General features: G+C 32.9%; 18 protein-coding genes and 1 pseudogene. 3 read left to right on the forward strand and 16 right to left on the reverse strand.

What is annotated here, in order from left to right:
- Positions 1–18: 18 nt before the first annotated feature.
- The 3 genes and pseudogenes from CALHY_RS13680 to CALHY_RS13575 all read left to right on the forward strand — a co-directional run.
- On the forward strand, positions 19–1,710 hold the full coding sequence (locus CALHY_RS13680) for an NHL repeat-containing protein (protein ID WP_013403262.1): 1,692 nt from the start codon (positions 19–21) through the stop codon (positions 1,708–1,710).
- Positions 1,711–1,839: 129 nt separating this feature from the next.
- The gene (locus tag CALHY_RS06970) at positions 1,840–3,048 is read left to right on the forward strand and encodes a hypothetical protein (RefSeq protein ID WP_013403263.1); all 1,209 of its coding nucleotides are present in this window, start codon (positions 1,840–1,842) and stop codon (positions 3,046–3,048) included.
- 124 nt (positions 3,049–3,172) lie between these two features.
- Positions 3,173–3,508: pseudogene (locus CALHY_RS13575) on the forward strand (transposase); the annotation flags it as partial.
- A gap of 325 nt (positions 3,509–3,833) precedes the next feature.
- Here the strand turns inward: CALHY_RS13575 and CALHY_RS06980 are convergent.
- The 16 genes from CALHY_RS06980 to spo0A form a co-directional block, all read right to left on the reverse strand.
- Complete coding sequence (locus CALHY_RS06980; protein WP_013403264.1) at positions 3,834–5,066, reverse strand: hypothetical protein; 1,233 nt, start codon at positions 5,064–5,066, stop codon at positions 3,834–3,836.
- Positions 5,067–5,111: 45 nt separating this feature from the next.
- Positions 5,112–5,723 carry a C39 family peptidase gene (locus CALHY_RS06985; protein ID WP_148222358.1) on the reverse strand — a complete coding sequence of 204 codons (612 nt, stop codon included), beginning with the start codon at positions 5,721–5,723 and terminating at the stop codon, positions 5,112–5,114.
- Positions 5,724–6,637: 914 nt separating this feature from the next.
- Entirely contained in the window at positions 6,638–7,723 is a 1,086-nt protein-coding gene (aroB, locus tag CALHY_RS06995; protein ID WP_013403267.1) for a 3-dehydroquinate synthase, read from the reverse strand.
- A 78-nt stretch (positions 7,724–7,801) separates the two neighbouring features.
- Complete coding sequence (gene ileS, locus CALHY_RS07000; protein ID WP_013403268.1) at positions 7,802–10,564, reverse strand: isoleucine--tRNA ligase; 2,763 nt, start codon at positions 10,562–10,564, stop codon at positions 7,802–7,804.
- A 28-nt stretch (positions 10,565–10,592) separates the two neighbouring features.
- On the reverse strand, positions 10,593–11,054 hold the full coding sequence (locus CALHY_RS07005; RefSeq protein ID WP_013403269.1) for a DivIVA domain-containing protein: 462 nt from the start codon (positions 11,052–11,054) through the stop codon (positions 10,593–10,595).
- Positions 11,055–11,077: 23 nt separating this feature from the next.
- Positions 11,078–11,860 (reverse strand): YlmH family RNA-binding protein, encoded by a 783-nt coding sequence (locus CALHY_RS07010; RefSeq protein ID WP_013403270.1) that lies wholly within the window; start codon positions 11,858–11,860, stop codon positions 11,078–11,080.
- Between the two features lie 4 nt (positions 11,861–11,864).
- Positions 11,865–12,140: a YggT family protein gene (locus CALHY_RS07015; protein ID WP_013403271.1), complete on the reverse strand. Its 276-nt coding sequence runs from the start codon at positions 12,138–12,140 to the stop codon at positions 11,865–11,867.
- A 27-nt stretch (positions 12,141–12,167) separates the two neighbouring features.
- A complete protein-coding gene (locus tag CALHY_RS07020; RefSeq protein ID WP_013403272.1) occupies positions 12,168–12,605 on the reverse strand; it encodes a cell division protein SepF in 438 nt (145 codons plus the stop codon).
- A 19-nt stretch (positions 12,606–12,624) separates the two neighbouring features.
- The gene (locus CALHY_RS07025; RefSeq protein ID WP_013403273.1) at positions 12,625–13,326 is read right to left on the reverse strand and encodes a YggS family pyridoxal phosphate-dependent enzyme; all 702 of its coding nucleotides are present in this window, start codon (positions 13,324–13,326) and stop codon (positions 12,625–12,627) included.
- 15 nt (positions 13,327–13,341) lie between these two features.
- Positions 13,342–14,487, reverse strand: a complete 1,146-nt coding sequence (locus CALHY_RS07030; RefSeq protein ID WP_013403274.1) for an endonuclease Q family protein — start codon at positions 14,485–14,487, stop codon at positions 13,342–13,344.
- Positions 14,484–15,035, reverse strand: a complete 552-nt coding sequence (locus tag CALHY_RS07035) for an NUDIX domain-containing protein (RefSeq protein ID WP_013403275.1) — start codon at positions 15,033–15,035, stop codon at positions 14,484–14,486. Before CALHY_RS07035 ends, CALHY_RS07030 begins: the two co-directional genes overlap by 4 nt.
- 9 nt (positions 15,036–15,044) lie before the next feature.
- Complete coding sequence (locus CALHY_RS07040) at positions 15,045–16,097, reverse strand: DUF3866 family protein (protein ID WP_013403276.1); 1,053 nt, start codon at positions 16,095–16,097, stop codon at positions 15,045–15,047.
- A 6-nt stretch (positions 16,098–16,103) separates the two neighbouring features.
- A complete protein-coding gene (gene rnhA / locus CALHY_RS07045) occupies positions 16,104–16,541 on the reverse strand; it encodes a ribonuclease HI (protein ID WP_013403277.1) in 438 nt (145 codons plus the stop codon).
- An 11-nt stretch (positions 16,542–16,552) separates the two neighbouring features.
- On the reverse strand, positions 16,553–17,335 hold the full coding sequence (gene proC, locus CALHY_RS07050) for a pyrroline-5-carboxylate reductase (protein ID WP_013403278.1): 783 nt from the start codon (positions 17,333–17,335) through the stop codon (positions 16,553–16,555).
- Entirely contained in the window at positions 17,332–18,876 is a 1,545-nt protein-coding gene (locus CALHY_RS07055; protein ID WP_013403279.1) for a putative polysaccharide biosynthesis protein, read from the reverse strand. The genes proC and CALHY_RS07055 overlap by 4 nt, the downstream gene beginning before the upstream one ends.
- Positions 18,877–18,950: 74 nt before the next feature.
- Positions 18,951–19,754, reverse strand: a complete 804-nt coding sequence (gene spo0A / locus CALHY_RS07060) for a sporulation transcription factor Spo0A (RefSeq protein ID WP_013403280.1) — start codon at positions 19,752–19,754, stop codon at positions 18,951–18,953.
- Positions 19,755–19,824: the final 70 nt, after the last annotated feature.

Consider the following 19,824-nt stretch of genomic DNA (forward strand, 5'->3'; position numbering starts at 1 on the left):
GGAAGGAGTGAACCTATGATGAAAAATTATAAGAAAATGATAGCGTGTTTGATAATCTGTAGTTTGATTTTAGTATCTCCTTTATCTTTTTTAACTATCAAAACCAGTGCAACTGATAGTGAAGGAGTTAAAGAAGACCTTAAGCTTTCTAACTTCAAGAAAATTGTAAGTATTCCTGTATCTGAAGAGGGAATCGAATACACGGGTTCAGCTGGGCGAAGTGGTCCCGAAGGTCCAAATGCCTTTGATGTCAAAGGGGACAAAGTATATGTACTTGACAATGTTCATCACAGGGTTTTAATATATAGTAAAACCAATGGAAACTTAATTGATAGAATATTTTTTCCAGAGAATTATTGGATTTATAATATGGCAGTTGATAAGGCAGGGAAGATATATTTATTTGATGCTGGGTTAAACAGTTTGATTACAATATTGAATGGTCAGGTTGAAGTCAAATCCTTAGGGAGAGAAGTTTGTTTGGAGCCATTATCTGATTTTGGAGTTAGTGAAGATGGACCATATGTTGTAATTTCTGGTGAAAGAGAAATGAAAACAGCGATATTAAAAGATAAGCAAACAAGTAACTTTGTACCAGATTCTAATGGAACAAGAACTCTTACGATTACAGAAGAGAAAAAAAATAATATGTCTTATGATAAAATTATGTGGAAGCTTAATTGGGAAAATGGAAAAGTAATAGGAGGTCAGATTTTTACATTAACAGGGAAAATTATGCGATTTGAATTTCCTTCAGGATTTGAGCAAGGAACTAACCGCTATATTGGGATGAATGGAAATATAGTATATTGGAAATTGGAAAACAAAGATGGAATTTCGGTAGTTGGATTTGACAGTGAAAGTGGTAAAATAGAAAGAGCTGTCCAAATTCCTCTTGATATTTATTATATTATTCCCCAACGGCATATTGTAATTGATGAAGGAAATGTCTATGTATTGGTACCTTCTGAAAAAAGTGTTGATGTACTTATGGTTACTTCTTGGCAATCTCCTGAAGAATTTATTAGAAATACAGGAAAATACAAAAATGAAAATATTCCGAATGATACAATAGTTCAATCTGAAAAATCAGTAGAAAAAAATTTTTCTTCTATTACAAATAGCAGCATAAGCAGATCTCAAATAATTTCAACGGCACAAAATTATCAGTGGCACCAGTGGTATTGTAATAAGGAGAACTATGATGGTTCAAAAGTAGCAAATCCAAATTGGTGGAAAAGACCTTATTTTATAAAATCATATAACACATACTATTACCAAGTTCCATATTGTTGGGGTGGTTTTAGCTCTTTGACTGGTTTTGATAGTGAGATTAGTCAGGGATATGCAGCTGGAAATGTTGATACATCTCCTCAGCATGGTTATGTAGGAGGAACAGCAGGAGTTGATTGCTCAGGATTTGTAAGCAAATGTTGGGAATTGGCAAGTCATCACAGTACAACACAGTTAAAAAGTGTGTCAATGCAATTGGGCAATGTAGGAAATTATTCTTCATTAAAACAAGGAGATATTCTCTTAACAAGTGACCATGTAATGTTGTATTACACAAGAAATGCTAATAATGAATATGTGGTATATGAAAGCACTACGGGTGGTTATGACCGAGTAATATGTCGAGGGCATACTTATACTGATTTAGTTGACAATAAGTATGAACCATGGCGTTATAAGTATGTAACTGACGGATAATCAATAATAAAGAACATTAATGATTGTTAGATAGTTATATTTTTAATAGGACTATCCAGAAATATAGCTGGATAGTATTTATTTACTGATATTAAAAAAAGTTACCTAAAAAGGAGATAAAATATTAATATGAAACTGAATGTTTTAAAAATAAAAAATATTTATAAAAGTTTACTTTTAAGTATACTTATAACATTAATAATAGCAGGAATAATTTGTTATGTTATTATAAGTCATCTAATAGGGAATATTTCAGAAAAAGTAGGCTATGTAGAGCGTTTTGATAAAACCGAAAATGGTAACTTTTTTGCTTTATTTTATGGCAAAATCAGGCATAGTAGTGGTAGAGAAGATTTACTTTTCAGAATTAAAACAGACAATAAAATGACTTCAGAATGGGGTTATTTCCCAACTCGTTTTTTTGCATGGGGAATAGAACAGGTAGCATATTGTAGTGCAAATCTAAAAGAGCTAATTTTAGTGGATTACAAATCCAAAAAAGAGGTTTATTGCAAGCAAATGCCAGAGGAAATAAAATATATTAGTGTAAATAAAGAAAGAAATGTGTTTGTTATTGCAACTCAAAAAGGGCTGTATCTTCTAAAGTCTCAACCTGCTTCAAAAAATAAAGAGTCTTCTGCGAATAACAGTTTTATATTAAAACAAGTTGCAAAGGGGTCATTTTGCTGGCCTGTTCTCTCACCAGATGGAAGATATATAGCTTGCGGAGAGAACAATAATAAAGAAAATGAACTTGCTACATCATTGGTTGTGCTTGATTTAAACAAAAACATCAAGAAAAAGTTGCTATCTGAAAGATTTGGCAATCTGCCAATTGACAATGTGTATCGGCTTGTTCTTTCTATTGAGTGGAGCAAGGATAGTAAATGGATTGTGATCAGCACAAGAACTCCTGCCGATCCACCGTGGATATGGATTTCTGCAGCTGATGTGAAAACAGGAAAGGTAACAGAGTTTATAGAAAAGACAGGGCTATGTAATCCACCGGGTTGTTTTATTTCTGAAGATAAGTTTATTTTCTCGCAGGGTAAACCAGAATACAAAGGATTTGGCGATTATTCTACTATCAAAGAACCTTTTAGAGCGAAATTGGTTTTGCTGGATTTTAAGAGAGGAAATTTAGAGTTTATAGAGGAAATTTCAAAAGATTTGAATGCATACTGGCCTATTTATGTAAATGGAGAAGTTTATTTTCTTGATAAAAACTCTTTTTTGACATCTGAGGGTTGTACAATTTATAAACTGAAAGGTAAAACAGTTAAGCGTTTGTTCAAAGTTAATGGTAATTTAGTGAATTATGATGTTATTAAAAATTAATTTTTCATTTTCAACAAAATTTAAATATTTGAGACTATAAATAATTTTATGTAAAGTATAAGGACCTCCTTCTTGGTAAGAACCAGAATATAAACAAAAATATCCAAGAGGGAGGTCTTTTGTTATGGAAAATGTTTTAACAAAAGAGCAGCTCTTAGAGTTTATAAGAAAAAACAATATTCAGAGTGTAAGTGATATTTACGAAAGTTTAAAAGATTTGTTTAAGAATGTACTTCATAGTTTTTTAGAAGCAGAGATTGAAGAAACTCTATGTTATGAGAAATATGATGTTAAAAACAAATAAACTACTAACTCTCGAAACGGATATACTCAGAAGACTGTAAAAACAAAATTTGGAGAGATGGAAATTGATATACCAAGAGACAGAGAAGGTGAATTTGAACCAAAGATAATTCCTAAGTATAAAAGAAATATTTCTGAAATTGAAGATAAAATTTTAACTGCTTCTATAGAAGCAGTTAAAAAAAACAGATAAAAAAGAGAATATTGTAACCCAGTATTAAATTTTCTCCACAAGGTTAGAAATTTATGCATAGATAGAAAATGTTAAAATGGTAATACTAAAAAATAGAAAGTTGGCAATTAAATTCTGAATGATTACATATCATGAAGGATGGTTTATCTTAAATACACAAAATTATTTACACAATTATTTACACACACCCTTCCCTTCTATCTACTTAACAGGGGGCAGTTTACATCTTTTTGGACAGCACCTATTATCTTAACCAATTATCATTATCAATTTATGAAATGTTGGTTATTCACTTCAAAATTAAATACTCACTAAATTTGTCGTTAGTATTGTTTTTCGAATAGTTTCTAATAAATAAATTAGTAGAAGGAGTTTCAGAATATAACATAACATAATTAGAATATCCTTTTTGAGGTTTTAAATAAGGAATTTTGTAATATTTTAGATCTTTTAATGAAAATATATAAATACCATCTTTCAAGTAATTACCATACCAAGATAAATATCCTCCAGAAATATATGGGTCTGCAAATGTAACCATACTTGATTTTTTCATAGAATACAATTCAGGATATACTATTACTTTCCATTTAAATGGAGCTTTTGATATATCACATAAAACTATTTGATCTTGAGAAATTATTCCGTTTATATGTCGAAGAGCAATAACATAATTTTTATAAATCCTTGGCATTACAAGTTCGTTATTTGGAGAAATTTTTGTTTTTTTCTTTTTTTCGATATTATATAAGTATATTTCTCCACTTTCTATCCTCATTGTATGAGTTTCTATAATATTTGATATACACCAAACTATATTATCACCATAAATAGATGGAGGATATATTAATCTATTTTCTTTTTCAGGTATTTTTTCAATTATAGAATATTTTTTTGTTTTCATATCAAATAATTTTATAACTAAATAGATAATTCCTTTTTTATCCTTTTCGTAGTTTAAGTAAACAACTTTGCCATTGTGAGCAAATATATCTCTCCACATAATACATGCTTTGGCTTTCATATCATCATTAGCTGAAACACTTGTTTCATTACATTTATCAATCAAGCATATAGTATTGGTATTAATATCATATCCATATAACTTCCAATTGCAACTTAGATATAAATATCCCTTTTTTCTTTCTCCTTCTATCCAATAGAAATATCTTCCATCAAAGTTTTCAGAAATGCTCAAAAAGTTTTTTTCAGTAATTTTGTGTATCAACTTTGTATGTCTTTTCTTTAAGTCTTTAATAAAATATGCATCTTCATTATTAGAAAGTCCAATAAATCTATTTGAGTCAATAGTAATAATCAAATTTTCATCTTTATTCTTTTTAAATGTTTTTAAAAGAATATTATTAAAATTTCCTTCATTTTTGGGAAAATATTCAAAAAGATTTTTACAATATACTATTCGCGGTAATGGTTGACTATTAATGAATTTAAGAAAAGAAAATAAAATAAAAACAGTTATTAAAATAAATATTTTTTTCGTAGTTTTTGATATATTACACATTTTTACTTCTCCTCGTTTCTGTGATTTATTTGATCTAATTTAAAATTACCAGACAATACCTCTGTCTTTGCATAACTTAACGAATTCGCTATAATTATCAGTCAATTTACATCCGTTATTGTATTTAGATGAATCTGAATAATAAATTTGATGATTTACTGGATCATAACCAATTAATGCAATATAATGCCAATATTCTTTTTGTCTATCATAACCAGGTAGATGATAGCCACCTGCAACCATATGAATATCAGCAATAACACCATATCCAAATTGAACATCACTTGTTACGTAATTCCATAATTCTATTTCTGAAGGAGACCATTTTATTACATGCACAATACCTGACCAATCTCTCATAACTCTTTCCCAGCGGGAGTCAAAAGGCGTACCATCCGTTGTTGTTTCCAAATCTTGAGCCAAATTATCTTGAGATACAGCAATTGACGGATTACTTCTTTTATAGTATATGTTAGAAGCTTTAAGACAATTGTTAGCTGCAGCTGGCCCACAATAATAATCATTCTTTTGCAACTCTGAAACAGGATTTAGCGATATAATTGTCGAATTTATTAATATTTGAGACATTGGCTTAAATTCTGAAAAACTACGGTTGTTTTGAATATATCTTATTCTTTCCAAGAGAGAGGTTTCCATAAGTTTATCTCCTTCCATTTCATTAACAAAATCTTTTATTATGTTTTCTATCTTTGATTGTGAATTAGCTGTTTCCTCATTTGTTTTAACATTATTTAACTCAGTGAGGAGCAAATTAATGTATCTATATTTTATTTCAGATTTTTTATTAGATATAATTAATTGTTCTTTATCGGGTAGCTCAGACTATGAGTTGATAGTTGAAAAATTGCTAGTGTCTTTTGTGGAATTCGATATTTCAGAAAAGCTTTTACCTGATGAAAGATTGATGCTAAAAATTAACAGTAGAGATAATATAATATAAAAATTTCCCATTTTATTTCTTATTTTCATGAGAAAACACTCCTTTTTCTATTTTTTTAATTCAAATTTTTAAACTCAAAATAGAATCTTTTGGTGTTTTCTTTTATGATGTTCAAGAAGTATCAAAGCTACAACAAAACATAACTATCATCCCTGTTTTATACATATATCTTCAAAACATAGTTATTTATGCTAAACATATTTACCACTCTTATTAATTTTAATTTCTTTTACTTATTAAAAACAATTTTTATTGATAAAACCTTTCTTCACTCCCATTTGATGTCTTTTTTTAACCTCCCCTCTAACTCAGCTTCTGATGGCTTTAATAAATCCTTGTTCATTTGCTTCACTCTCCTTTTACAATTGTGATTACACATATATTTTACAATAGTAAAAACCAATTTGTAAAGAAGTTTTTGAAAAGTTTTTTAAGACTTTTGATGCAGAGTCATAAGAGAATATGATTAATATTTGACAATCTATAACGATGCAGAAATTAGAATTAACACATAAAAAAGCTCCCTTTTCTTGGCATTTATTTTTATAATTCGTGAGCTATATAGCCAAGACAAGGGAGCTTCTTCTTGACTTTGTCAGACTGAGGCATTTTAAGATAAAACAATTTTTTCGAACTTATCAAGTGCCTCATATAAAATATCTTCATTAATTTCGTAACCTAAAACATAATCACATACATCCTTCAATAAAACAATTCTTATAGAAGAACTTATATTTTTCTTGTCATACTTCATAATTGAGATAATTTGGCTCTTCTCAAATCTTTGAGGAAGTTTTACACTATTCTTCTCCAAAATTCTTATTAAAAAATCTAAGTTTGACAAATCAAAATTAAATAGAATGTTTGAAAGTATCATTTCAGCAACCATTCCCAAAGTAACGAATATACCATGAGAAAAATAGTAATTGTAATACGTCTCTAATGCATGACCTACAGTATGGCCAAAATTCAGAACTTCTCTCAAAAGTGATTCTTTTTCATCCTTTTCAACAACTTTAACTTTACAGTTAATAGATTTCTTTATCAACTGCATAGCAAGTATTTCATCTTGAAAAATCCCAAAAACATCATTTTCAAATCTATCTTTCATATTCAATATACTTTTATCTAATGTAAATCCATATTTTATTATCTCACCAAAACCAGATAAAATCTCGCTTTTTGGTAATGTTTCTAAAAACTTAGGACAAATTATTATCATTTCTGGCTGATAAAATGTCCCAATCTGGTTCTTGTAGGATTTACAATTAATTCCAGTTTTGCCGCCAATGCTACTGTCAACCATTGAAAGAAGAGTTGTTGGAATGTGAATGAGTCTCACACCACGCTTATATGTAGATGCTATAAATCCGACTACATCACCAACAACTCCACCACCAATTGCAACAAACAATGCTCTTCTGTCCACATTTCTATCTAAAAGATAATCAATTGCCTTTAGGTAAGATTCTATTGACTTTGACTCCTCACCTTCATCAAAAAGGTAGAGGTAAGAGTAGGAAAGACTATCAATAAAATCTTTGTAGAGCCTGTAGACCATCTTGTCGGTAAATATTACAAGATTTGAGCAGTTAAAAGATGCAAGATATTCTCCGATTTTTTCTATTCTCTCAATAAAGACAATTGGAATGTTTTTTTCTTCTCTTTTTAAACTTAAGTAAATCCTATTTTCCATCCTACCCATCCTTTTTCACAGATTTTGTTAAATAAAAGACAAGCCGGTATTCCATACACCGGCTCATCTTTCTTTACGTTATTTACCTTTTACAACCTCATAGCACCTTGGACATACATTTAAACTTTCTTCATTCTTTCCAACCATTGTATCGAATTTCCAACATCGTTCACACTTTGAACCATCAGCCTTATAAACTTCTACTTTTATCTGGTCGCTATCGCCTTCTTCAACCTCAAGCTGAGAAACAATTAGCACTTCCTGAATAATGTCTTTGTTTTCTTCTATAAATCTTTTTATATCACCTTTTGCAAAAATCTTTACTTTGCTGTCTAAGGAACTTCCAATAAGCTTTTCATTTCTTGCAATCTCAAGCTGTTTTGCAACAGTGTCTTTTATTTCAATTATTTTATCCCACTTTTCTCTTAATGCTTCATCTCTTAATATACCTTCATTGATACTTGGCCAGCTTGTCAAAAACACTGATTCAGCGTCTTCTTCTTTGAAAGCAATATTCTGCCAAATTTCTTCTGCTGTAAAAGACAAAATTGGTGCGATAAGTTTTGTGAGTGCAATTAATATTTCGTACATGACTGTCTGTGCAGATCTTCTGTCAAGGCTTTCACTTTTTGATGCATAAAGTCTATCTTTGTTTATGTCAAGATACAAATTACTCATGTCAATTACACAGAAGTTATGAACAAGATGATATACCTGATTATAATCATACTCTTCGTAAGCTTTTGTGACCTTTTCAATCAACTTATACAGCCTTTGTAATGCCCACTTGTCAATTTCTTTAAGGTTTTCATATCCTACCTTATCTGTTTTCGGATCGAAGTCATAAAGATTGCCAAGCAAGAATCTTGCTGTATTTCTTATTTTTCTATAAATTTCTGTTAGCTGTTTTATAATATCCTTTGAAATTCTCATATCGGTTGTGTAGTCAGCTGAAACGCACCAAAGCCTTAAAATGTCTGCTCCGAACTCATTAATGATATCAAACGGTGATATCACATTGCCTTCTGACTTTGACATTTTCTTCCCTTCGCCGTCAACAACAAATCCATGTGTCAGAACAATTCTATACGGTGCTCTTCCTTTTGTTGCAACAGCTGTCAAAAGCGATGACTGGAACCATCCTCTGTACTGATCGTTTCCTTCTAAGTACATATCACATGGCCACTCTAAATCTTCTCTGCTTTCTAAAACATAAGCATGAGAAGAACCTGAGTCAAACCACACATCCATGATGTCGGTTTCTTTTTCGAACTCGCTACAGCCACAAATAGGACACTTTGCACCTTCTGGCAAAAGTTCTTTTACATCCTTAGAAAACCAAGCATCAGAACCTTCTTTTTCAAATATTTTTGCTATATGTTCAATTGTCTCATCTGTTATTAGCTCTTTCCTGCAATTTTTGCAATAGAAGATTGGAATTGGCACACCCCAGATTCTCTGTCTTGAGATACACCAGTCTTGCCTGTCTGCAATCATATTGTAAATTCTATCTCTTCCCCACTCAGGTACCCATTTGACATCATCTACAGCCTTCAGTGCCTCTTCTCTAAATCCTTTGACTGAAGCAAACCACTGCTCGGTCGCTCTGAATATAACAGGATTTTTACATCTCCAGCAGTGAGGATACTGGTGAGTTATCTTTTCAACACCAAGAAGATGACCTGAGCTTTCCAACTCCTTTGCAATCTCCTTGTTTGAATCTTCATAAAAGAGACCTGCAAACTTGCCAGCTTCTTTTGTCAAATATCCTTTATTGTCAACTGGAACAATTACAGGAATATTATACCTCTGGCAAACCTCAAAGTCCTCTTCACCATGGCCGGGTGCTGTGTGAACACAACCTGTTCCTGCTTCCAAAGTTACATGTTCGCCTAAAATTACCAAAGAAGTTCTATCCAAAAAAGGATGTTTGCATTTTACGTATTCTAAATCCTTGCCTTTAAACCTTGCAATCTCATGATATTGCTCAATTTTATTTGTCTTCATTACTCTTTCTACAAGCTCAGATGCCACAATTAAGATTTCATTCCCAACGTCAACCAAGCTGTAATCAAAATCGGCGTTTAGTGCAATTGCTAAATTACCTGGAAGGGTCCATGTTGTGGTTGTCCAAATTACAATGTATACCTTTTTATCTCCTATGGGCAAATTTGAAAACAATCCTTTGTCATTTTCTACTTCAAACTTAACATAAATAGAGTATGTCCTGTCTTCCTGATATTCAATCTCTGCTTCTGCCAATGCAGTTTCACACGACGGACACCAGTAAACAGGTTTTAGACCTTTATAGATATAACCTTTTTTAGCCATTTCTCCAAATACGCGAATTTGTCTTGCCTCGAATTTTGGGTCTAAAGTCATATAAGGATTTTCCCATTCACCAAACACGCCAAGTCTTTTGAACTGCTGTCTTTGTATGTCAATATAGCTGAGGGCAAACTCTTTACACTTTTTCCTAAACTCTACTGGATCAACTTCGTGTCTGTTTACACCAAACTTTTTGATAACCTGTTGTTCAATTGGAAGACCATGTGTGTCCCATCCAGGAATATAAGGTGTGTAATAGCCCTGCAATGATTTGTACTTGTTTACAATGTCTTTTAAAACTTTGTTCAGGGCATGTCCTAAATGAATGTCGCCGTTTGCATAAGGTGGTCCGTCATGAAGAATAAACTTTTTATTATTTTTATTTTTTTCGAGCATCTTTTTGAAAATATCATTTTCTTGCCAGAACTTTAGAAATTGAGGTTCTCTTTGTGCTAAGTTTGCTCTCATTGGAAAATCGGTTTTTGGTAAGTTCAATGTTTGACTCCAGTCCATCTCGTGTTTCATCCCCCTGCCAAAAATATTAGTCGTTTTGTAGTTCTTTGTCTACCATTTCAAGTGCACTAAGTTCAGTTTGTAGTAAATTCCTGAACTTGTTAAGAAAAAGTTGATATCTCTTTTTAAGCTCCCCATATTCATATGTTATTTGCAAAACTTTGCTATTTGCTTCTTCTATCATCTTTGAAGCCTTCATCTCGGCTTCTTTGATTATTGTCTCAGCTTTTTGATATGCGACCTTTTTAATCTCCTCTGCAGTTGACTGTGCAACAATCAACGTGTTTTGAAGCGTCTCTTCAATTGTCTTATAGTTTTGAATGTTCTCATTCAAAAGTGCAATCTTGTCTTTGAGCTCTAAATTTTCCTTGTACAAAGCCTCATAATCTTTTAAAACTTGGTCCAAAAACTCTTCTACCTCTTCAACACTGTACCCGCCTATATACACCCTTTTAAAGGTCTTAAATTCAATATCTTGAGGGGTTAACATCAATATTTTACCTCCGCAAAAAATTATGAAAATCTCAAAACTTCTATACTAATTCTTCCATTTTTCGTAGTGGACAATACCTTTTCGATTTTGAGTCGCCCATGATGACGTACCGAAACCAAATCCCCTTCCTTAACAGCATACGAAGGTTTATCAATGTATACCCAGTTGACTGCTACTTTCATCTGTTTGATTAAATCTGCTGCTGCTTCTCTTGAAATTCCAAAACCGTGGCTTATTACACTGTCAACTCTGAGCGATGCAACTGTATAAACAACTCTTTTACTGTTGTCGCTGATAAACCATTTTATGTCGATTTGATTGTTTTCAACAAGACTACATTTCACTTTCTCTTTGCCAATTTTGTCTATATTTGTTACAATATATGTTGCAATTTCATCTTTTACAAACACAAGCGCGCTATTTTCTTTGACCAGAATGTCACCTATTTTGTCTCTTTTGAGTCCGTTTCCAATAAAACTACCCAAAATTTGTCTGTGAGAAAGGTTATTCTTAGCTTCAATTAAAATTGTTTGTATTGGATATGTGAGATTTTCTGCATATTCTTCAAAATCACTGCTAAAAAGAGCCAATATATTTCTTTCGCTGCCTTTATACCCGCCCCAACTTCTGTGTAGAATATGATTTTGATTTTTTAATAGGACCTCGACTGCATACTTTATTGCAAACGGGGAAAGAAAGTCAGAATATTCAATTCCCCAGCTTAGCTTTTCTATCAAGTTTTTGAGTTTCAGCACTTCATGTTTGTTCTCTTCGGGAATATAAGTCATAGCCTGCTGCCCCATTTTTTTATATCAATATTATGAGAAGTAGTCGCAAAAGCCATCTTAAAACTTCTAAAAGAATTATAGCAATCATAGGAGAAAAGTCAATAAAACCTATCCGAATGTATCGCGAAGCTACCCTCCTCACAGGGTCAAGGATAGGATTTACAATAGTACCTAATATCCTCCTGTATTTGTTGTATGGGTCAACTATCACCCACGATAAGATTGCATCAACTATTATACAAAATTCAACAATCGAAATTGCCTTGTCTGCAAGTCCAAATAAAAATCTTATCATAAAACTCCCCCAAAAATTTTGTCTTGATTACTTCAACCAGGCAAATACACCTTTCGACCTGAACTCTTCTTTGAGCTGTTCATCAACCTCTAAATCAATACTTCTTGGAACAACAACAAATATCTTTTTGCTCACCTTATGAATCTTGGCATCCAGAACATAAACAGCCCCGCTTACAAAATCGATTATTCTTTGTATATGCTCCTCTGCTACTTGTTCTAAATTGAAAACAACTATCTTGTTTTCTCTCAGAGCATCGCAAACTTTAACAACCTCATCAAAGAGTTTGAGATTGTACACTGTAACTTCTGTCTGGTTTGCTTTTCCTATTGTCACTACCTTTGGCGTTTCATGCTTTGGTTTTGCGTTTTCCTCTTTTGTTTTTGAAATGTCCTGAGGCTTGTCCTCCTCTTCAATCTCAATGCCAATAAGGTTTAAAAATTTTCTTTGAAGGTTATCAAACATGACCAAAAAACCTCCCTTATTATTTTTTTGGTCTTTCCCCAAAGATTTTAGTTCCTATTCTAACCAAGGTGGCACCTTCTTCTATTGCCACCTCAAAGTCACCACTCATACCCATCGACAGCACTTCAATGTTAACATTATTATAATTTAATTTCTTATATTTTTCAAAGATTTCTTTCATCTTTCTAAAGTACCCTCTTAATTTCATCTCATCATCTTCGATTGGAGGTATTGTCATAAAACCCTTGAGAATGATATGTGGACAATTTCTGATTTTTTCAATCAAATGGTCTACTTTTTCTGGATTTATTCCGCCCTTTGACTCTTCACCACCTATGTTTATTTCTATAAGTACACTGCACATTTTTCCTGCTTTTGCACATCTTTTTTCAAGTTCATCAATTTGCTGAGGGCTGTCAATTGAATGAATGAGACTTATTTTATCGTAAATGTATTTAATCTTGTTTGTTTGAAGCCTTCCTATAAAATGCCATTCAAGATAAGGAAGTTCTTGAAACTTTGGCAAAAATTCTTGTACCCTGTTCTCACCAAAAATCTTTAGACCAAACTGGTTTGCAAGCTTTATAGTCTCGACATCTACTCCTTTGGTTGCACCAAGCAGGCTTACCTCACCTGGTTTTCTACCAGCTTTAATGCAAGCTCTTTCAATTCTTTCCATTACATCCTCAATATTTTTTTTAAGCGTCTCTTTGTCAACCATAAGTCATCACCCAGTTTATTCAAATATAATTCTTCCAAAATGTCCGCCAGCACCAAATTTAACAGTGTAGTCTTGATTCATAAATCTTACAAGTTTTTGAGCTATATTTTCATCAATGTTATAATTCTTAAAAGTACCATTATTTAGAGATTTAATAAAATTTATTTCATTTTCAAAAACATCGATTATTTTTTGGATTGTTTTTTGTCCAAATCCCTGTACAAGTTCAAAAGGGAAAGTGTAAAAATAAGGCGGTTTTTCAACAGGATTTTCTGTCTTGTAAAGCCACGAAATCCTGTCCTCAACACCAATTACAATGTCATTACTTTTGCAAAATGGACATAATATTAAATCTTGGCTTTTTAAATTAAATGAACTGTTACATTCTTTACAATACGATTTATGATATTTCCCTAGTTTTGGGTTCACACCATAGTTTGCCACTATTCTATTTTCCTTTATACTTTTTATAACATCCTTTGCAGAAACATATTCAATCTCAACTTCATTAAACTCTCTTGCAATATTTTTTAGTGAATGTGCGTCTGAGTTAGAAAGCAGACTCCTTTTTTGGACATCGCAAAGATAACTTACCATTTTTGAGTCTGCAGAAAGACCAAGCTCTATTGAAAAAACCTCTATCTTCTTAAAAACCTCCTCAACTCTTTGTGCTGCTGAATAAAAACCTTTATATGGTGTAAATGCATGTGCAGGCACAGCTAAAAGTCCAAAAGATGATACAATCCTTTCAAAATCGCTAATTTGGCCTCTGAAAACCGGGCAGCTAAAATCAATTTGATTAAAGTAGGTTTTAATTATTTTTCTGAAGTCTTTTAACTTTTCATAATCTTCGAAAAAGATAAGACAGTGAAAATCATTTGAACAAAACCTCAATTCAATCTCGGCTGCAGGTATTATCAAAAGCCCTTCAGAATACAAGCTTCCATCTTTCAATTCAAGCTTTCCTTTATCTAATAGCTTATCAGTTTCATCAATTACATCCTTGCATAAAAAATCGACAATACTAATCACATTAAGTCCTTTTTCATCTTTTGCTGTTTTTATAATATTCTCCAGTGTAAGGGTTTTTGAAGAAGGTACCTTTATATACCTTCCATTAGAAAATCCAATGTGCACGTGCAAATCGGCATATACCCTCATTTCTTCAAGCCTTGCTCCTGCAAATACATATTTGCAAGAAGAAGTCCTATTATTGTCTTTGCATCCCTAATCTCACCTTTTTTGACCATCAAAATAGCATCAGTCATCTTAATTTTTAGTACTTCAACAAACTCGTCAGCATCTGTATGAGCCTCTCCTTTGTAAAGGCCTGTTGCAAGGTACACATGTATCACTTCGTTTGAAAATCCTGGCGTTGTATAAATCTCGGTAAGTTTTATTAATTCTCTTGCTTTATAACCTGTTTCTTCTTCAAGCTCTCTTTTGGCACATTCAAGTGGATTTTCATCTTTGTCAAGTTTGCCTGCAGGAAGTTCTATTATTACCTTTTCAATTGGTTTTCGAAACTGTTTTACAAAGATGACGTTGTTCTCATCATCGACAGGAACAACTACAGCTGCACCAGAGTGAAGTACAATAGCACGCTGAGAGATATTGCCGTTTGGAAGTAAAACCTTGTCCACTTTTAATGATATAAATGAACCGTCATATATCAATGTAGAGTCTATGGTCTTTTCATAAAAATCCATCTTTAATATTCATCTCCTTTTAAGTTTTGTCGAGACATATTCAGCTGTAGCAAAAAGTTCCAAAAAGTATTCACAATCTTGCTCATAACTTCTCCCCATTGTGCTCATGATTGATTTATATTTTTCAACTATCATTTTATCTATTTCGTTTACCACAGCTACAGTATGCTTTGCACGGTAATTGTTTAATGTCTTATATATTTTTGCAAAAAATATTTTATCCTCAAAATCAAAAATCGGAATTTCTACAGAACAATTGACATAATTTAATATTGTAAGAGAATGATGACTTATAAATCTGTGCCGCTGTCTTTTTTCATTTTTCGATACTCTCACAGGAAACACTACTCTACCGCCAAACCTAACTACATCCTCAATAACATGTACAGCCTTGTAACTTGTAAATCCAAACTTTGTCCCTGTTCCCACAATTCCGGGCAGGGGAGAAATTATAGCAACATCACATCCCAAGTTTTGGGAAAAAGTAAGAGAATTTATTTCGTTTATACATTCAAATTCACCATTGAACGCTTCCTGGCATGTTATTATGTAGTCCACAAATTTGTTTTTCTTTAAAAACTCTAAGTTGTGCGAAAGCTTTGCATTTAACATTCCCCAGTCATTTAATATAACAGAAATATTTATTCCTTTTACTTTTTCTTTAAGGTAAATACATAGAGGCAAAAGCATGCTGTGAAGCTCACATACAATAACAATTATATCATTAAAATTTGGGACTTTATCAAAAAGGTCAGGATTTTTTTCTTCTTCTGTTAGCACAGAAAATTGCAGTGGTGTGTATCTGAGCTTCATTATATGACCTTTTGACAAATTTTTAAAAGCCTTAAAAGGCAAAATATAATCATATCCGCCAGTCCCAAGCTGAAGCACTCTTGCTGTGGTGTTCACTAAAACCTCTTGTCCCTCTTTTACCTCGTGATTTATATCTAAAAAGTTTATAGCTATACCTACATCGCCGTCTTGATATTTTACTTCAACATACTGGCAAAACCCTGTGGTATTTATCTTTCTTGTCACAATCCCTTTTTTTATTTCAAACACTTTGTCTTATTGCTCCCCTTTTATCATACTTCTTGCAATTCTATCACAAAGATTGTTAAGTTCATTGTCAGCGTGACCCTTAACTTTCTCAAAAGTTACTTTGTGAATTTTCAGAAGTTCTATAAGTTCATTCCACAAATCAATGTTTTTGACCTCTTCCTTTTCAGATGTCTTCCATCCATTTTTCTGCCATTTTTCTATCCAATTTTGATTGACAGCATTTACAATATAAGCAGAGTCTGAATAGATTATTACTTTGCACGGTTCCTTCAACGCCTTTAGAGCTTCCACAACCGCTTTGAGCTCCATTCTGTTATTGGTTGTATACCTTTCAAAGCCTTTTAACACCTTCCTGATTCCTTTGTATATGAGTATAGCACACCATCCGCCTGGTCCAGGATTTCCGCTGCAAGCACCGTCGGTGTAAATTGTCACTTCTTTCATCACTTTAACACCTACAATATATTTTTGGCTCTTTCAAACGCCTTGAGTATTCCATCTATTATTGCCCCTTTTACCGCTCTTCTTTCAAACTCCACAAGCCCTTCAATTGTTGTACCTCCAGGAGATGTTACCATATCCTTTATCTGCTGTGTAGTTAACATATTATTTTTCATGTTAACAACAGTACCTTCAAACAATGCCAAGATCAGTTTTAAACTTTCTTGTCTTGAAAATCCGAGTTTGACTGCTGCATCTACGCAGCTTTCAATAAAGTGTGCAACAAATGCTGGACCACTTCCAAACAAAGCTGTTATTGCATCCATATGTTTTTCATCAGTAGCTATAACCTCACCCATACTTTTGAAAAGATTGAGTATCTTCTCTTTCTCATCAGCTGCTACTGTTTCAGAAAAACATATTCCCATAACGCCTTTCTGTACGCTTATATTTATATTCGGCATTACTCGCACTATCTTTTTGTCCCCTACAACCTCTTTAATTTTTGAAATCGAAATCCCCGCTGCAATAGAAACTATTATCTTTTCAGAGATGCCATCTTTTATTTTCTCAAGCACATCAAAGATGTCTTTTGGCTTTACAGCAATTATGATTATGCTGCTGCTTTCTACAGTCTCAATTTCACTATTCATCTTGGTGGCACCATAAACTTGGGAAAACCTATTAGCCTTGTCAATGTCTATGTCATAGCAAAAAAGTTGAGCTTCAATAGATTGTTTTATTGAATGTGCGATTGAACTTGCCATGTTTCCACAGCCAATTATTCCTATCTTCATTTCCTTTTCACCTCAATGATAAATTCTTTTATTGTTGAAACCTTCAATATACCGAACATAAAGGCACACATAAAATATACACATGCACAACAAGTTATCATAACTACACCTTCGATAAAGACAGAGGTTTTGAGAATGTTAAGTATTGCTCTGCCTACAATAACCATTATAGCACTTGAAAGGACAATATAAAACATCTTTAACATATTAAAATGGGCAAAATCAAAGGATTTTAACTTATCTAAGTTTATCACAAACACCACAAAGTAACACATGATATTAGCTAAGACAAGCCCTGATATGTTTAGATTGTATATCACGATAAACACAAACATGCATATAATCTTTATAATCACACCTGTTAGGATACTTTTTACAGGTGCTATAAAATGTCCAGTTGCTTGCAGCACCGACGTTGTAAACTGAACAAGAGAGATTAAGATGGTAAGAAAAGCAGAGATTTTTAGCACGCTATCTCCTGTAGTAGCGTTGAAAAATACAATTTTGAATATGGTATCAGAGAAAAAATAAAATGCTGCACAACAAGGCAATGTCACAAGAATGATGTACTCAAAAGCAGTGCAAATGAGCTCTCTTTTTTCTTTTTGCTGTTTAGCAGCCACAACATATGAAACTATGCTCACAGCCATTGACACACTGAATGTAAGTGGCACATGTATAAGAGTCATTGCCTTGCCTGAAAATATTCCAAAAAGCTGTGAGATTATTCTATCCTGATACCCTCTCATATGCATGAAATATGGAAAAAGCAAAGAGTCAACAATTGATATTACTGACATCAAAAGCGACGACAGTGAAAAATAAATAGTAAGCAAAAGAATATTTTTAGATTCTAAGATTATATCACGGTATACTTCTTTATTTTCGGCATTATTTTTGGTACTATTTATAATCTCATCTTTTTGCAAAGCAAAAACAAGATAGATTAAAGAAAATAAAGCGCCTAAATTGCTTCCTGCAAGTGCCCCTGCAACCGAAAAGTGAACCCCTTTTTTTAAGAGCAAAATGCATATCAAAAGTCCAAAACAAACTCGTCCCACCGACTCTATTATCTGGGAGATTGATGTAATGTACATCTTTTTAACACCGTTAAAATACCCTCTGTACGACGCTTGCACAGAGACAAGAAAAAGTGCAGGTGCTAACGACAAGTATGGAATATAAGCCTCTTGTGGCCACTTGAAGATTTCTATAATCTTTTTAGATAAAAGCACATATGCAAGCGAAAATATAAAAGAAATAGCTGTTATAACAATCAAACCTGTGTAAAATGTGAGTTTACAAGCCCTGTAATCTTTTTCTGCATGAGAGGAGGAAATCTGTTTTGAAACTGCGAGTGAAAAACCAGTCATTGTGAAAGTCAAAACGGTAGTATAAATGGGATAAGGCAGCTGATACAACCCTATCCCATAATCGCCAACGATATTTATAAGAGGAAGTTTTAAAAACACACCAACAAACTTTGCAAAAAGTGACCCCACTGTCAGGATGATTGCTGAATATATTAATCCTTTTTTCATAAACTTAAGCTTTCACATCAAATTGTTGCTCCATATTAAAAGTGTATGTAAATTATCCTGTTTTAAATCCTCGTTTATTTTGCTTGGGAAGACTTCTTTATCTTGAGTCTTAACTTGTCGCTTATCATGGCTATAAATTCAGCGTTAGTAGGCTTTCCTTTATCCTGTGACGTGGAATACCCGAAATATTTATAAAGTGTGTCTGCCTTGCCCCTTGTTGATGAAATCTCTATTGCATGTCTTATTGCTCTTTCCACTCTGGTTGGTGTTGTGTTGTACTTCTCTGCAATCATAGGATACAAAACCTTTGTGATACCATTTAAGAGGTCCGCATCCATAGTTGCTGCAACAATTGCATCTCTCAAAAACTGATACCCTCTTACATGCGCAGGGATTCCAACCTCTTTGAGAATTTCTGTGACCTCGGCTTCTAAGTCCACTTCGCTCACAGGTTTTTTCTCAACAGATTTTGAGAAATTTACATCTACAGTCTCTGACTTTGAAGATGTGCTGAATAAAAGCTGTCTCACCCTTTCTATCATAATATTCAAATCAAAGGGTTTAACAAAGTAGTAAAGAGCTCCCATATTAATTGCTTTTTGTGAAATATTTTCCTGGCCAACTGCAGAGATGACAATTATGTTTGGGCGTTTTTCTACACTTGAGAGATTTTCTATTACACCAATTCCATCAAGGTATGGCATTATGATATCCAGCATCAAAAGGTCTGGTTTCTTTTCTTCAACAACTTTCAAGGTTTCAACACCGTCATACGAATTGCCAACCACCAAAAAATCTGGCTGGGAATTGAAAACTTCTGTTAAAAGCATGTTAAATTGTCTGTTATCATCTGCAATTACTACCTTTAATTTTTCCATATATCTCCCTCTTTTTGATGTGTTATATACATAAAAATTCAACAGCTAACCGAAACTTCCTTTTAGTATT

It is taken from the genome of Caldicellulosiruptor hydrothermalis 108 (assembly GCF_000166355.1).
GTDB lineage: Bacteria > Bacillota > Thermoanaerobacteria > Caldicellulosiruptorales > Caldicellulosiruptoraceae > Caldicellulosiruptor > Caldicellulosiruptor hydrothermalis.

What these genes read in the sequence shown, in the direction of transcription:
- CALHY_RS13680 (WP_013403262.1), top strand. Translation starts at nt 19, where the DNA reads ATGAAAAATTATAAGAAAATGATAGCGTGTTTGATAATCTGTAGTTTG.
- CALHY_RS06970 (WP_013403263.1), top strand. Translation starts at nt 1,840, where the DNA reads ATGAAACTGAATGTTTTAAAAATAAAAAATATTTATAAAAGTTTACTT.
- CALHY_RS06980 (WP_013403264.1), bottom strand. Translation starts at nt 5,066, where the DNA reads ATGTGTAATATATCAAAAACTACGAAAAAAATATTTATTTTAATAACT.
- CALHY_RS06985 (WP_148222358.1), bottom strand. Translation starts at nt 5,723, where the DNA reads ATGGAAACCTCTCTCTTGGAAAGAATAAGATATATTCAAAACAACCGT.
- aroB (WP_013403267.1), bottom strand. Translation starts at nt 7,723, where the DNA reads ATGGAAAATAGGATTTACTTAAGTTTAAAAAGAGAAGAAAAAAACATT.
- ileS (WP_013403268.1), bottom strand. Translation starts at nt 10,564, where the DNA reads ATGGACTGGAGTCAAACATTGAACTTACCAAAAACCGATTTTCCAATG.
- CALHY_RS07005 (WP_013403269.1), bottom strand. Translation starts at nt 11,054, where the DNA reads ATGTTAACCCCTCAAGATATTGAATTTAAGACCTTTAAAAGGGTGTAT.
- CALHY_RS07010 (WP_013403270.1), bottom strand. Translation starts at nt 11,860, where the DNA reads ATGGGGCAGCAGGCTATGACTTATATTCCCGAAGAGAACAAACATGAA.
- CALHY_RS07015 (WP_013403271.1), bottom strand. Translation starts at nt 12,140, where the DNA reads ATGATAAGATTTTTATTTGGACTTGCAGACAAGGCAATTTCGATTGTT.
- CALHY_RS07020 (WP_013403272.1), bottom strand. Translation starts at nt 12,605, where the DNA reads ATGTTTGATAACCTTCAAAGAAAATTTTTAAACCTTATTGGCATTGAG.
- CALHY_RS07025 (WP_013403273.1), bottom strand. Translation starts at nt 13,326, where the DNA reads ATGGTTGACAAAGAGACGCTTAAAAAAAATATTGAGGATGTAATGGAA.
- CALHY_RS07030 (WP_013403274.1), bottom strand. Translation starts at nt 14,487, where the DNA reads ATGAGGGTATATGCCGATTTGCACGTGCACATTGGATTTTCTAATGGA.
- CALHY_RS07035 (WP_013403275.1), bottom strand. Translation starts at nt 15,035, where the DNA reads ATGGATTTTTATGAAAAGACCATAGACTCTACATTGATATATGACGGT.
- rnhA (WP_013403277.1), bottom strand. Translation starts at nt 16,541, where the DNA reads ATGAAAGAAGTGACAATTTACACCGACGGTGCTTGCAGCGGAAATCCT.
- proC (WP_013403278.1), bottom strand. Translation starts at nt 17,335, where the DNA reads ATGAAGATAGGAATAATTGGCTGTGGAAACATGGCAAGTTCAATCGCA.
- CALHY_RS07055 (WP_013403279.1), bottom strand. Translation starts at nt 18,876, where the DNA reads ATGAAAAAAGGATTAATATATTCAGCAATCATCCTGACAGTGGGGTCA.
- spo0A (WP_013403280.1), bottom strand. Translation starts at nt 19,754, where the DNA reads ATGGAAAAATTAAAGGTAGTAATTGCAGATGATAACAGACAATTTAAC.